Genomic DNA, 14,441 nt, shown 5'->3' with positions numbered 1-14,441 from the left:
TCGGCGGCGGCGGAGAGATTCTTGGCGGGCAGAGAATAGGACTCCATGAAGTCCTCCACGAACCCCTTCGCGTCGCCCCAATCGTAGAAGCGGAAGGAGTTGCCGCGGGTCACGAAGGCTGGGCCGGAATAGAACATCTCATACTGGAGATGCCGGGAGCCGAACTCCGAGCCGATCGCGTCCCAGGCGAGCTTCATCAGCTTGACCCGTTCCGTCGAGCTGGTGATCGGCGAGCGCTGGGTCTTCTGGATGATGGCCGCCGTTTCCGGGGTCTCGAAGTCGGCGATCGACGACGGCACCATGATCAGCCCGCCGCCGGCGAGGTTGCGCAACGTCTCGGCCACTTCCGGATAGGTGGTCTGGGCGATCACCTGGGCGGTGCACAGCATGGTGCGGTCGGGCACGTAGTAGCCCTGATAGTTCTCGCCGGCGATCTCCATCGCCGTCACCAGCGCCTCGATGTTGTTCACCTTGGCGGCGACGAGGCCCAGGGTTTCGCGCACCTGGGGATAATTGATGATGTTGTTGGTCTCGGCGATCTTGCGGATCAGCCCGAGCAGGAAGCGCAGCTTCACCATCAGCCGCACGATGCACTGGTAGTTCTGGAAGACGTGGGCGCGGGTCTCGTGCCACTGGGCCTGCGCCATCTTCAAATCCTTGAACACGAACACCCGGTCCCACGGGATCTTCACGTCGTCGAAATAGACCACCGCGTCGTTCTCGTCGAAACGGGTCGAGAGCGGGTAGTCAAAGGTGGAGGTGGCGCTCTGCTCGTAGCTGCGCCGCGACATCAGCGTCAGCCCCTTGGCCTCGATCGGCACGGCCGCGGTGAAGGCATAGGCCTCGTCGCCGGGCTGCAGCGCCTGGAAGCCGGACACCAGCAGCTCGTTGGCCATGATGCCGCTGGTCGCCAGCATCTTAGCGCCGCGGATGGTGATGCCTTCGGAATCCTCGTCCACCACAGAGGCGACCAGGTGCGGATCGGGCTGACCGCCGGCGGACTTCGCCTTGTCGGCCTGCGGATTGATGATGACGTAGGAGAGGTAGAGGTCGTTGTCGCGGGCGTAGTCGAAATAGGATTCCAGCGCCCGTGCCCGGGCCGGTTCGTGCTCCTGGTAGACCGACAAGCCCATGCGGAAACCGCCGAGCGTGGAGGCCACGTGATCCGGCGAGCGCCCGACCATGCCGCAGGTCAGCTCGGCCCAGCGCTCCAGCGCATGGCGGCGGCGGACGAGATCGTTGTAGGTGCGCGGCAGCTTCCACGCCATGGAGACCCGCTCGCCGCTGGTCGGCGAGGTGAAGGTCATGTCGTCGATGTTCTCGGGCGCCGACTGATAGTCGTAGAAGCGCGCAGACGACGCGACCGCGTTGGCAAAGGCGGGATCGGTGGTGACGTCGTCGACGCGTCGGCCGTCGATATAGACCGTGCGGCCGTCTTGCAGACTCTGGATGTGGGTTGGGCCGTTCTTCGCCATGGCGGACTCCGCGATACTGATCGGAATCCGGCGCCAGGCCTTGTACCCATTGCAGCCGAATGTCTTGAAGAGGTACGAGGCCGCTCGCCGGCTGTCAAGCCCAAACAATAGGCTTGCACACTCCTTGTGCACAAGCGGAGATCAGCGGGTGCGACGACGTTCCCGCAGCGCTGCCAACGCGGTTAGCCCCTATTCGGGTCTCGCGGGAGCGCAGCGCGGACCTAACCGTTTGTTTGATGCATTTCTGGACGGTCAACCGGTGCCCACTTGGCCTGGAAATGCTTTAATCGGAACCGCCTGCTTCTCGCGTGCGGGCGAGCGAGATCCCGCCCGGTAGTGTCCCAGGGTCACCGTCTCCCGGCGGCCGTTGAGACGGTAGTCATAGCGAAACACGATCGGAAGCCTTGTACTTTTTGTCTCGTGGCTTCAGAGCCTTAAGGGCTGTGTCGGTCAGCATATTCCCTCCGATATCGGTGGAAAATCGAGGGAAAGTCGCCGAAATGTCCGTCAGGGCATTTTCGCGCCACCTTGGCGGCAAATTCTATTTATTTTCAGCGCGATAAGCTCAAAAAAGTCCGTCAGCGGTTCTCACACTGCTGACAGTACTTTCAATTTCGATCCGACAGCAAGGATTCGGAGGTCCGTCACCCGGTCCTTCATTCGGAACGCTTGTGGGGTGATAGTCCATGAAAGGTCACGGGACATTTATTATTATTTTTCAGCACCTTACGTCGCACTCTAACGCACTGCCGGATACGCTCGGCGTGGCCGGAATCATTCCCACTCGATCGTGCCGGGAGGTTTGGAGGTCACGTCATAGACGACGCGGTTGATGCCTTTGACCTCGTTGATGATGCGGGTGGCCGCACGGCTCAGGAAATTCATGTCGAAGGGATAGAAATCCGCCGTCATGCCATCCACCGAGGTGACGGCGCGCAGCGCGCAGACAAAGTCGTAGGTGCGCCCGTCGCCCATCACGCCGACCGTCTGCACCGGCAGCAGCACGGCGAAGGCCTGCCAGATGGCGTCGTAGAGCCCGGCCTTGCGGATCTCGTCGAGATAGATCGCGTCGACGTTCCTCAGAATCTCCAGCTTCTCCCGCGTGACACCGCCCGGACAGCGGATCGCCAGCCCCGGCCCCGGGAACGGATGGCGACCGACGAAGCGCTCCGGCAGGCCGAGGGTGCGCCCAAGCGCCCTCACCTCGTCCTTGAAGAGCTCGCGCAGCGGCTCCACCAGCTTCATGTTCATCCGTTCCGGCAGACCACCCACATTGTGGTGGGACTTGATCGTGACCGACGGACCGCCGGCAAACGATACGCTCTCGATCACGTCGGGATAGAGCGTACCCTGGGCCAGGAAATCGGCGCCGCCGAGCTTCTTCGCTTCCGCCTCGAACACGTCGATGAAGAGCTTGCCGATCGTCTTGCGCTTGGATTCCGGATCGGACACGCCCTCCAGCGCCGACAGGAACAGGTCCGAGACGTCCACGTGCACCAGCGGGATGTTGTAGTGCTCGCGGAACATCGAAACGACCTCGTCCGCCTCGCCCTTCCGAAGCAGACCGTGGTCGACGAAAATGCACGTGAGCTGATCGCCGATCGCCTCGTGCAGAAGCACCGCCGCGACGGACGAGTCGACACCGCCCGAAAGCCCGCAGATCACCTTGGAAGAACCGACCTCACCGCGGATCTTCTCCTTCGCCTCCTCGCGGAAGGCGGCCATGGTCCAGTCTCCGGAGCAGCCTGCGATCTTTTTGACGAAATTTTCGATCAGCTTCGCGCCGTCCGGAGTGTGAACCACTTCCGGGTGGAACATCAGCCCATAGGCCTTGCGTTCCGGGTTTGCCAGCACCGCATAGGGCGCGCCGTCGGACTGACCGTACGCCTTGAAGCCATCGGGCAGGCGAACGACCCGATCGCCGTGGCTCATCCAGACTTGATGCTTTTCGCCCTTCGCCCAGACCCCGTCGAACAGCGGACAATCGTCCACGACCTCGACCAGCGCCCGGCCGAACTCGCGATGGTCGGACGGCTCCGCCTCGCCCCCCATCTGCACGCACATGGTCATCTGGCCATAGCAGATGCCCAGGATCGGAAGCCCGGCATCGAACACCGCCTGAGGCGCTCGTGGACTGCCAATTTCGGCGGTGGAGGCCGGTCCGCCGGAGAGGATTACCGCCGACGGATTGGTCCGCTCGAAGGCCTCTTCGGCCGACTGGAACGGCACGATCTCGCAATAAACCCCGGCTTCGCGCACCCGGCGCGCAATGAGCTGGGTCACCTGGCTGCCGAAATCGATGATGAGAATAAAATCGTGACGATCGGCGGGGCGTTCGGTCATCGGCAAGGGCTCCGAAAAAGGGCCGGGAGAAAGCGAGAAAGAGCAAAAGTCATGAACGCCGCTCCAGCACGGCAACAAAGAATCCGTCCGTGTCGGTGGCCGCAGGCGACAGCACCACCCCGCCGGGTACGGCGCGGGCCGGCACGGCCGACATCGCCTCGCCCTTCACCCGCTCGGCGGGTACCAAGGCGAAAGCTGGATTGCGCGCCAGAAAGGCTTCCACCTGGCGGCTGTTCTCGTCGGTAAACAGCGAGCAGGTCGCATAGATGAGCCGACCGCCCGGCCGCACGAAATTCGCGCCGGCATCCAGCACCGCCACCTGTTCCGCAAGCCGCGCGGCAAGCGCCTCCGGCGTGAGCCGCCATTTGGCGCCGGGCCGCCGGCGCCAAACCCCGGAGCCGGTGCAAGGCGCATCCACGAACACCCGATCCATCCGGCCTTCAAGCGCGGCGAGGTCGTCGCCGGCGGCATGGACCTGGACGTTGCGGGTACCTGCGCGGCGCAGCCGCTCGAAGATCGGCTTCAGACGCGAGGGATCGCTATCTGAGGCATGCACCTGGCCGCGATTGCCCATCTCCGCGGCAAAGGCCAGCGTCTTGCCGCCGGCGCCCGCACAAAAATCGAGGATCTGCTCCCCCGGCTCTGCGCCTGCGAGAAGCACGGCGAGTTGACTCGCCTCGTCCTGCACCTCGTACCAGCCCTTCTGATAGCCGGGCTCGCGCACTACGTTCGCCGGCCGCTGAAAGCCCTGGCCGATCGCAATCCGGACGCCGATCGGCGACCACGGCGCAGGCTTGGCGCCAAAGCGGCTGAGCGATTTGACGACCTTGTCACGGTCCGACTTCAAGGTATTGACGCGCAGATCGATGGGCGCGCGCCCGGCCAACCGCTCCGCCTCTTCCACCCAGCCGGCGCCGAAGGTGGCCTCCAGCTGCGGGACAGTCCATTCCGGAACGTCGGCGCGGATGGCGTCGGGCGCCTTGGAAAAGTCAGCAGCCGCCAATGCGGATCGCTCGGCCTCCGACAGCGGCTCCGGCGCATGCGGGTCGTCTCGAAAGTCCGCCTCGATCGCATCCAGGCTGTGACCCCAACGCAGCGCCAGCACGGCCAGCACGATCGCCCGCGGAGTTTCCTGCCCCGTCGCCCAGGCGGACGACGCCCGCCAGCGCAAAGCGTCGAACACCAGATTGCCGATCGCCGTGCGATCGCCGGAGCCCGCGAAGCGATGGGCGTTGCCCCAATCCTTCAGGACTTCCGAAACGGGTCGATGCTGCGCCTCGACGGTGCCGAGCACCTCGATCGCCGCCTGAATGCGTCCACCTGTGCGCATACCACCTCAGACAGTAGGAAGGGACGGTCCAAAGGGAGCGTGCGCCTCAGGCATCGGTCGGATAGTTCGGGCTTTGGCGGACGATCGCCACATCGTGGACGTGGCTTTCGCGTAGGCCCGCATTGGTGATGCGCACGAAGCGGGCCCGCTCCTGCATCTCCGTAATCGTGTGGGCGCCGACATAGCCCATCGCGGAGCGAAGACCGCCGGCGAGCTGATGCAGGACACTCGCGATCGGCCCCTTGTAGGGCACCTGGCCTTCGATCCCTTCCGGCACGAGCTTTAGGGTGTCGCGGACTTCCGCCTGGAAATAGCGATCGGCGGACCCGCGTGCCATCGCTCCGACGGAGCCCATGCCACGATAGGCTTTGAACGAGCGCCCCTGGTGCAGATAGACCTCGCCCGGGCTCTCGTCCGTGCCGGCCAGCAGCGAGCCGACCATGGCGCAGGAGGCACCGGCGGCAAGCGCCTTGGCGAGATCGCCCGAATATTTGATGCCCCCGTCCGCCACAATCGGAACATCGGCGGCAGCCGCCACCTCGGCCGCGCCCATGACAGCGGTGAGCTGCGGCATCCCCACGCCGGCCACAACGCGGGTGGTGCAGATCGATCCCGGTCCGATGCCGACTTTCACGGCGTCCGCGCCGGCATCGATCAGAGCTTGGGTGCCTTCCGGCGTGGCCACGTTGCCAGCCAGCACCTGAACCCGGTTGGAGAGTTTCTTGACCTGACGCACGGCCTCCAGAACACGCTCGGAGTGGCCGTGGGCGGTGTCCACCACCAGAAGGTCCACCCCGGCATCGATCAGCCGCTCGGAGCGCTCCATGCCGGTGGCATCCACCGAGGTCGCAGCCGCAGCGCGCAGGCGGCCCTGCTCGTCCTTGCTCGCGCTCGGGTAAAGCTGGGCCTTCTCGATGTCCTTAACCGTGATCAGCCCGACGCAATTGTAGGCGTCATCGACGACGAGCAGCTTCTCGATCCGATGCTGGTGAAGCAGCCGCTTGGCCTCCGCCTGGCTGACGCCGTCGCGAACCGTTATCAGGTTCTCGTGGGTCATCAGCGTACGGACGGGGGTCGCAAGATCGGACGCGAACCGAACGTCGCGGTTGGTCAGGATACCCACCAGCTTGCCGATGATCTGGCCGCCGGCGCCCCCCTTCTCCACTACGGGAATGCCGGAAATCTTGAAGTGCTGCATCAGCGTCAGCGCGTCTTGCAGCGTGGCGTCCGGACCGATCACGACCGGGTTCACCACCATGCCCGATTCGAACTTTTTGACCTGACGGACCTGCTCGGCCTGCTCCTCCGGCGTCATATTACGGTGAAGAACGCCAATGCCGCCGGCCTGAGCCATGGCGATCGCGAGCTTCGCCTCCGTGACGGTATCCATGGCGGCGGAGATGATTGGCAACGTCAGCGAAAGCTGCCGCGTCACCCGGGTCGACAGGTCCGTGTGCGCCGGCATCACTTCGGAGTGCCCCGGCATCAGGAGCACGTCGTCGAAGGTGAGCGCGTCGCGCCCGCTCAAGGTTTCAATGATATGGGCCATCCGCCACCTCGACGGTCTGAGAAAAAGGTACTGCGTCGAGCCGGGCCTCGCGCCCCACTCTTACGCAGTCGTTTCACGCTTCTATGCGGTGGCGCAGGTCTTTACCATGCCGAATCTGGCCACGCAAAATGTCTTCGCTGCATGGCAGCCAATTGCAGCGTGCAGCGTTGTCCTGACGCGGATTGCGCCCGATATAGAACGGTTGGCCCACCCTCTCTCGCCTCGCCAGACAAACAAGAGACCCGGCAGCGCGTGTCCCGCCCGAATGTCACCGCCCTGATCGTCGCGTCGGCGCTGTTCATGGAGAACATCGATTCGACCGTTATTGCCACGTCGCTGCCGGCCGTGGCAGCGGATATCGGCACCGATCCCATCCGTTTGAAGCTGGCGCTGACCTCCTATCTCTTGAGCTTGGCCGTCTTTATTCCGATTTCCGGCTGGGCCGCCGACCGGCTCGGCGCAAAGACCGTCTTCCGCGCTGCCATCGGCGTGTTTCTCTTGGGCTCGATCGGCTGCAGCCTGTCCTCCACACTTCCGGAGTTCGTGGCCGCCCGAATCGTCCAAGGCATGGGCGGCGCGATGATGACGCCCGTGGGCCGCCTGGTGGTGCTGCGCACGACGGAAAAGGCGGAGCTCCTGTCGGCGATGGCGTGGCTAACCATTCCGGCCTTGATCGGACCCTTGATCGGCCCGCCACTCGGCGGCTTCATCACCACCTATTTCGACTGGCGCTGGATCTTCTGGTTGAACGTTCCGGTCGGCATCGTCGGGATCGCGCTGGTGACGTTTTTCATCGACAACGTGCGTGCGCCGGACGTCATTCCCCTCGACAAGGTCGGCTTCGTTCTCTCCGGGGTCGGGCTGTCGGGCCTGATCTTCGGGCTTTCGGTGCTCGGCCAAAGGATGCTGCCGTTACCGGTCGCCCTCACCCTGGTCGGCGCCGGCGCGGCATCGATCGCGCTCTATGTCCGCCACGCCCGACGCACCGAACACCCGCTGATCGATTTGGAGCTGCTGCGGGTGCCCACCTTCCGGGCGAGCATCTTCGGCGGTTTCTTCTTTCGGATCGGCGTGGGCTCGATCCCGTTTCTCTTGCCACTCACGCTTCAGCTCGGACTCGGCATGTCGCCGTTCCATGCCGGTTCGCTGGTGTTCGTCGGCGCCATCGGCGCGCTCCTGATGAAGGCAACGGCGAAGCCGATCGTGCGCCAGGTTGGTTTCCGGCGGGTGCTGATTGCCAACGGACTCATCTCGGTGACGATCCTTGCCGCAATGGGCCTGTTTTCGATGGGCCCCGCTCCGGCCATCATCATCGCCGTCCTGCTGATCGGTGGCTTTTTCCGCTCGCTGCAGTTCACCTGCATCAACGCGATTGCCTATGCCGACATCGAGCAGGCCCGCATGAGCCGCGCAACCAGCTTCGCGAGCGTAGGCCAGCAGGTGGCGCTGTCCACGGGCGTCACCGTGTCGGCCTTCATCCTGGAAGGCCAGCGCCTGGGCCGCCCCGATGCTGCCGTGCTTCCCGGCGACTTCCTAATCGCCTTCGTCATCGTGGCCGCGATCGCCGCCTGCTCGGTGCTGGTATTTGCCCGGCTGTCGCCCCAGGCCGGCGCGGAGATGTCGGGGCATGACGCGACAGCGACGGCGAGGTCTGCGGTCTCCTGACAAGGTCGGAATCGATCGCTCGAACCGCGTTCAATCCTCGTCGCGAGCGTCGGCGTCGGAAGCGGCTCGCGCCCCCCGGAACCCGGTGGCGAGCACATATTGCTCGGCCGATTCCTGACGGCTCGCCTTCGGCTTGACGTGATGGACCTTCTCAAAGTCGAGCTTGAGGATCGAAAGCAGCGACGCCTCGGTGCCGCCCTGGAACACCTTGGCCAGGAACGAACCGCCCGGCGCCAACACCTCGCGGGCGAACTCCGCCGCCACCTCGCACAGATGGATGATGCGCAGATGATCGGTCTGCTTGTGGCCGGTGGTCGGGGCGGCCATGTCGGAAAGGACGCAATCGGCCTTGCGCCCGCCGAGTGCCTCGATCAGCAGTGCCGGCGCATCGTCGTCGAGAAAGTCCTTCTCGAACACCGTCACGCCGGGCATCGGATCCATCGGCAGATAGTCGATCGCCACCACACGAGGAGCTTCCGCCGGCGAGCGCACCCGGTCGACGGCCACTTGGCACCAGCCACCGGGGGCAGCGCCCAAATCCACCACCCGCATGCCGGGTTTGAGCAGCCCGTAGCGATCGTCGATCTCGATCAGCTTGTAGGCGGCCCGCGAACGGTAGCCTTCCGCCTGAGCACGGCGAACATAGGGGTCGTTGAGCTGGCGCTCGAGCCAACGCACCGACGAGGCCCGCCGTCCCCGCGCCGTGCGGACGCGTTCCTTCAGAGCGCGGCCTGAGCCGCCACCGGGGCGTTTGGTCATGATGGACGTGTTCCACTGAACCGGGACGAACCGCCGATGCGGTCCTGCGCCATCAACTCCATCAGGATACCTTCGCGCAAGCCCCTGTCTGCTACCCTGAGCCGACGACATGGCCAGCGCCGACGGATCGCCTCCAGGATAGCGCAACCGGCAAGCACCAGATCGGCACGATCCGCCCCGATGCACGGATTGGCGACGCGCTCGTGAAACGGCATCGCGAGGATCCGCTGGATCATCGCATCGACATCGCATTCGTTGAGCCAGGTGCCGTCGACGCGGCGGCGATCGTAGCGCTCCAGACCGAGATGAACGCCGGCAAGCGTGGTCACCGTTCCCGACGTTCCCAAGAGGTGGACGCGGCCGCGGCTCACAACCTGGTCGAGCGCACCGGCCCTGTCGAGCCGCGCAAGCATGGCTCCAACGTCGGCAACCATCGCTTCGAAGGTGGTCGCATCCACCTCCACCCCACCGTGGCGCTCGGCAAGGGAGACAACCCCCACCGGCAGCGAGGTCCAGGCGCGGATGCAGCGCGTGACGGCAACCCCGTCGAGACGATGCCGGCCGGAAAGATCGACCCAGACGATCTCCGAGGAGCCACCGCCGATATCGAACAGCACCACCCCTTCCGAACCGCGGTCGATCAGGCTGGAACAGCCGGCAACGGCAAGCCGGGCTTCCGTCTCGCGATCGACGATCTCAAGCTGAAGGCCGGTTTCGTCCGCGACGCGGCCGACGAACTCCTGCGCATTCTCTGCGCTGCGGCAGGCTTCGGTGGCGATCAGCCGCGAGCGGTGCACACCGGCATGGCCGAGTTTGCGCGCGCAGACGGTCAATGCATCCATTGCCCGACGCATGGCCGCTTCGCCCAAGCGGCGATCCACGGATACGCCTTCCCCCAAACGAATGATTCGGGAGAACGCATCCACCACCCGATAGCCGTGGCGGCGGGGCTCGGCGATCAGAAGCCGGCAGTTGTTTGTGCCAAGATCGAGCGCGGCATAGCGCGGACCGGCATCGCGACAATCGGATTTCTCCCCGCGATGGCAGTCCATCGTCGGACGCTCACCGCCCGACGCCCGGTCCTGGCGTTCTCCCGCGCGTGCTCCAGACGCAACGCCGGGCGCCCGCCGCGCCGCACACGAGCGATGCGCTTCGACGGTGCCACTCGTCTCTCCGGCAAGTCCCTGCAGCACGTCACCGTCCGTCGAGACAGGCGCGCCGTCGTCCATGCCATCCATGGTCCATCCGCTCCCGGCGAAGGCGCGCACCTCTGACCGACGTCTGGATCCCACGGACCCGGCCAATTCGAACCGGGATGCGGGCATCGGCGGCGCGCTGTCTCCGCCATTTGTTGGAAAGAGTGTAGCAATCCGCAGGCCAACGTCCAAACGCAGGATTGTATACGCAGCACCAATCGCTTCGCTCCGCATGACACGCCCCGGCGATCGCCGGATATTTCGGCTTCTCTGACGTTCCTTGCGAGCAACCCGTGCAAAATGGCGAACGGCCTCTTGCCTCCAACTGCCGGAACGCTTATTGAACCCGCTCGGATCGACGAGAGCCGAGCCGGATGTGTCGTTGTGCATGTCTGCTGCCGATTTCGTCATCGACCATCCGATCCACAAGTCGGATGGTCCCGGGCGTGTAGCTCAGCGGGAGAGCGTTCCGTTCACACCGGAAAGGTCACAGGTTCAATCCCTGTCACGCCCACCATTTTGATTGCGCCTTGCCGCCCGCCGACCACAGGCGCAGGTTTCGGTCTAAGGCGACGCCCCTCTCCTCCACCCTTTTCTCGCTCCAGCTGAGTTCGTCACGATCTCCGTCTCCTTCGGGCGAGCTAGAGCCCAGGCCGCTTCCGTAGCCTTACCCCGGTTCGAGGGTTCTTTTTCGCCCCAACCGCTTTCCTTGGGAACCGCCGCAAGACAATCGGAGATGAAGATTCTTGAGCGTTTTTCTAAGGCATACGCGGCTCAAGTCGAAACGAGTCGAACGGCAAAGGATTGCTCAAGCGATAGAATCTGCAGCCATTTCTTATCGCTCAGAAGTTTCCATCAAAGCGGAAAAGGCGCTAAGCGGCCGCGCCGACTGCAATCTCGGCAGGCGGAGCCCAGCCGATCGGCCGGGCCCCGATCGCTCCTACCAGGTGTAGGTCAGGCCGGCAGAGAAGAGATGTCCGGTCTCATTGTCCGCCAACGACAAGTCGTAGTCGGCATAGACCCGGAACCGGTCGCCCTTGAACGCATTAAGCCCGAGCCCGAGGACCGCGGTATCCGACCCGGGCGACGCACTTGCGACGGTAAAGCCCGCCCCGCCGAAACCGGCCAGCGCGGCGGACACCTGTGGGTCGTCGTCGAGAAAGTCGTGATACCAGGCCGCCCGCGCTTCTGGCACGACGTTAAGGCCGTCCAGCGTCGTAAACGCGGCAGAAACACGCACTCCGAGCGAAGACTGCAGATAGTCGGTGCTGCTCGATCCAACGATCAGATCCGCAGCCCCGGCTCCGGTTTCGGTGAAGCCAGACCGGTAAAGATGGTACCAGTCGAGACCGGCGGTCGGCTCCAGCGCGAGCCCCGCGACCGCCAGCCGTGTGCCAACTTGGCCGGCAAGCGTGAGGTCCTGACCATCCGGCGAGCCGGTGGCCGTCCGTGACAACCCCCCGAAGTCGAGATTCCGGGTGGTCTCCCAGTCGGTATAGGCGTAACCGGCAAGCGCATCGACGAAGGCATTGCCGAACTCCGCAGATCCGTAGAGCGTCATCTGGTAGCTGTCACCCTTGGCGTTGCCGCCGATCGTGTTCGGATCGAGGTTGCTGTTCAAATAGGCCAGACTGAAGCCACCGGTCAGTCCACCGGCGAACCCTTTGTCGATGCCGATCAAGGCACCGGCAAGCGACTGGTCAAAACCGAGACCGTTGCCGTCGGCGCTGATGTCGGTGAGCCCGTTGATGGCCTGAGCCCAAGTCGCAAGTCCATCACCGACCTGACCGCCGTTGGCATTGAACTGGGCAAGCTGTTGGCTGACCACGGCCGGATCTGACGTTCCGCTGGCATGGTCGAGCACCGCGGCGGACGGCGCCGAACCGATTTCGGCCACCCCGCTGCGGCGGTGGGCTAGGCGGGTTTCGACCGCGCGCGTGAGCGTGCGGCGCTGCAGCATGGAGGACGTCGTCAGGTCTCCGATCGACTGACCGGACAGGCTGTCGAGGGCATACCGACCGTTGGCGTCCGTACCGGTGGAATCCAGCGCCTGGAAGACGGCGTCGAGATCGCCCTGGTCAGTGAGTTGATAGGCGCCGTTCAGATAGGCTGCGACCGCATTCTGGTTCGTCGTTTCCGCCGGCGCAGCAAAGTCACGATGGAAGCTGACGATCGCCTGGTTGCCCTGATAGGACAGCGTTCCCTGCAGGAACGGGCTTTGATCGAGCACGTCATCGAAGGCTCCTTCCATCCCGGAGCTGGCGGTAAAGAAGGCGAAGTCCTGATCGACGATCTTGTCGCCGAGTTCGATCACCACGTCGATATCACCGTCGAGCTCAGCCGTTCCGTTGACGACGAGGAGATCGGCGGCATCGGTATCGACATCGAGCAGGATTGCGCCGTCGTCGCCCTGGACGTAGTCGCCGTTGATGGTGAGCGTGCCGACCGAGGCACCCGGCGCAAGAAAGCCGACATTCGACACGGTGCCGTTGATGACGCCGCTGCCGCTCAAGATACCGTTCGCCTCCACGGTAACGAGCCCCTCGATCGATCCGTCGACCGCGAGCTCACCCTCGTTCACCGTCGTACCGCCGGCGTAGGTGTTGGCGGCGGCCAGCGTCAGGCTCGCGAAGCCGGCCTTGGTCAGGCCGCCGGCCCCCGAGATCACGCCGGAGAGTACTGCCGGCGCGTCGGTCTCGATGGTACCGCCGCCGGTGAACCCGCTGCCGAAGGCGTAGTTCTTGGCGGGATCGGCTTCGAGAAGAACGACCGGCCTGTCGGTCTTCATCGCCGAGGCGATCTTCAAGGTGCCGCTGTTGAAGGTGATCGGCGTGCCGGCGGCCCCAAGGTTCTCGTCCCGAGAGATCTGCAGCGTGCCGTCGTAGATCTCCGTGCCGCCTCGGTAGCTGTTGGTCCCGCCGAGCGTGAGCATCTTCGGGCCGAGCTTCACCATCTCCCCGACACCGCCGATCGTGCCGGCATAGACCGTATCGCTGGTGTTGACGTTGGCGACGAACCGATGGCCGAGCGTCACCGGATTGCCGAACAGGAGATCGTAGGAGGTCTGGGTGAACTCGGCGATCAGCTGGTGCCCGGTCGCCGTCGGATGGAAGCCGTCCCAGAACAGGTGCGTCTTCGTCCCTTCGGCGTAGCGGATGCTTTGCCTCAGATCGATCGGCCCGCAGCTGCCGGAATTCTTGACGTTGGCGGAGGTGTACTGGCCGCCCTCGGCCCCCTCCTCGCCCTGCCAGAAGCAGGGCGTGGTGACGTTGGTAAGCCCGTAGGATTCCGGGTTCATCACCGCGTCCTGGAAGAACGCGCCAGCCTTGACCACCACGACGGGCTTGCGCCCCTCCGCTGCCCGCTCCGCGTTCAGCTCGTCGATGGCGCTGCTGAGGCCGAGGTTGTGGGCAAGTGAGGCCTGGTGAAGCTCTTCGAGATAGTCAGGGCGATCGCGATTCATCAGCGGGGTCAGCGACGTGTCGGGCACGTCCAGGACGATGATCGATTCCGCTCCGGCGTCGGACAGGATCCTGACCGTGCGGTCAATGTTCTCCACCACCTGGGGCACTTTGGCGACAGGGTCCTGGTGGGCATAAGCGGCGTTCGCGTAGTCGTTGCCACCAATCCAAAAGGTGTAAAGGTTGGTGCTTAAATCCTGCTTACGACTCTCCACGACGTATTCGACCGTCTGGGCGAAGGTCGAAAAAGGGAAGCCGAGGGGCGTACTTTCGGCGCCCGCCCAAGCCCGATCGTCGAGGCGGTGGAAGTCGACGCCCATGCGCGGTGCGAGATATTCGAGCCAGACCTGTTGATTGGTGAAGCGCCCGTACAGCGGAGGTTGAACGCTGTACACATCCGGGGCAGGCATCACTCCCGGACCAAAGTTGGGAAAGACTTGGCCGGCTAGAGTGGCAATATATGTATTGCCGACATCCGACAGGCTGTCGCCGAACGAGATCATCCTTTCGAACTCGTCTGCCTGAGCGGCTGTGCCCAGACACAAGACTCCAATCAAGGCCCACTTTGTTGACTTCAGTACCCGCATAACGCCCCCAAATTTACGGAATACCGCACAGGATCGAATCCGGCATTTTTGAGAATGCCTCCCCCTCAGTGCGGAG

General features: G+C 64.3%; 8 protein-coding genes, 1 tRNA gene and 1 pseudogene. 2 read left to right on the top strand and 8 right to left on the bottom strand.

Features of this window, described 5'->3' with window-relative positions:
* The 5 genes and pseudogenes from HNS03_RS09350 to guaB all read right to left on the bottom strand — a co-directional run.
* A partial coding sequence (locus HNS03_RS09350) for a 4-hydroxyphenylacetate 3-hydroxylase family protein (protein ID WP_367194768.1) occupies window positions 1–1,475 on the bottom strand: 1,475 nt, incomplete at its 3' end.
* A 301-nt stretch (window positions 1,476–1,776) separates the two neighbouring features.
* Window positions 1,777–1,932, bottom strand: a pseudogene (locus HNS03_RS09345) (integrase); the annotation flags it as partial.
* 317 nt (window positions 1,933–2,249) lie between these two features.
* The gene (guaA, locus tag HNS03_RS09340) at window positions 2,250–3,818 is read right to left on the bottom strand and encodes a glutamine-hydrolyzing GMP synthase (protein ID WP_367194766.1); all 1,569 of its coding nucleotides are present in this window, start codon (window positions 3,816–3,818) and stop codon (window positions 2,250–2,252) included.
* Between the two features lie 49 nt (window positions 3,819–3,867).
* Entirely contained in the window at window positions 3,868–5,148 is a 1,281-nt protein-coding gene (locus tag HNS03_RS09335; protein ID WP_367194765.1) for an RsmB/NOP family class I SAM-dependent RNA methyltransferase, read from the bottom strand.
* 46 nt (window positions 5,149–5,194) lie between these two features.
* Entirely contained in the window at window positions 5,195–6,697 is a 1,503-nt protein-coding gene (gene guaB, locus HNS03_RS09330; RefSeq protein WP_367194763.1) for an IMP dehydrogenase, read from the bottom strand.
* Window positions 6,698–6,949: 252 nt separating this feature from the next.
* Here guaB and HNS03_RS09325 point away from each other — a divergent pair, with 252 nt between their 5' ends.
* Window positions 6,950–8,362 carry an MFS transporter gene (locus HNS03_RS09325; protein ID WP_367194761.1) on the top strand — a complete coding sequence of 471 codons (1,413 nt, stop codon included), beginning with the start codon at window positions 6,950–6,952 and terminating at the stop codon, window positions 8,360–8,362.
* 30 nt (window positions 8,363–8,392) lie between these two features.
* Here HNS03_RS09325 and HNS03_RS09320 read toward each other — a convergent pair whose 3' ends face one another.
* Window positions 8,393–9,121 (bottom strand): RlmE family RNA methyltransferase, encoded by a 729-nt coding sequence (locus tag HNS03_RS09320; protein ID WP_367194759.1) that lies wholly within the window; start codon window positions 9,119–9,121, stop codon window positions 8,393–8,395.
* A complete protein-coding gene (locus HNS03_RS09315) occupies window positions 9,118–10,359 on the bottom strand; it encodes a Ppx/GppA phosphatase family protein (protein ID WP_367194757.1) in 1,242 nt (413 codons plus the stop codon). Before HNS03_RS09315 ends, HNS03_RS09320 begins: the two co-directional genes overlap by 4 nt.
* Window positions 10,360–10,759: 400 nt before the next feature.
* Here HNS03_RS09315 and HNS03_RS09310 point away from each other — a divergent pair.
* Window positions 10,760–10,834: transfer RNA gene (locus HNS03_RS09310), tRNA-Val, on the top strand.
* A gap of 423 nt (window positions 10,835–11,257) precedes the next feature.
* On the opposite strand, the gene HNS03_RS09305 is transcribed toward HNS03_RS09310, so the two are convergent.
* Window positions 11,258–14,281 (bottom strand): autotransporter domain-containing protein, encoded by a 3,024-nt coding sequence (locus HNS03_RS09305; RefSeq protein WP_367194754.1) that lies wholly within the window; start codon window positions 14,279–14,281, stop codon window positions 11,258–11,260.
* Window positions 14,282–14,441 lie beyond the last annotated feature (160 nt).

The organism is Amorphus sp. 3PC139-8 (genome assembly GCF_040750475.1).
Taxonomy (GTDB): Bacteria; Pseudomonadota; Alphaproteobacteria; order Rhizobiales; family Amorphaceae; genus Amorphus.
The sequence above is the reverse complement of the archived record's forward strand: the minus strand, read 5'-3'. Positions and strand labels throughout refer to the sequence as shown.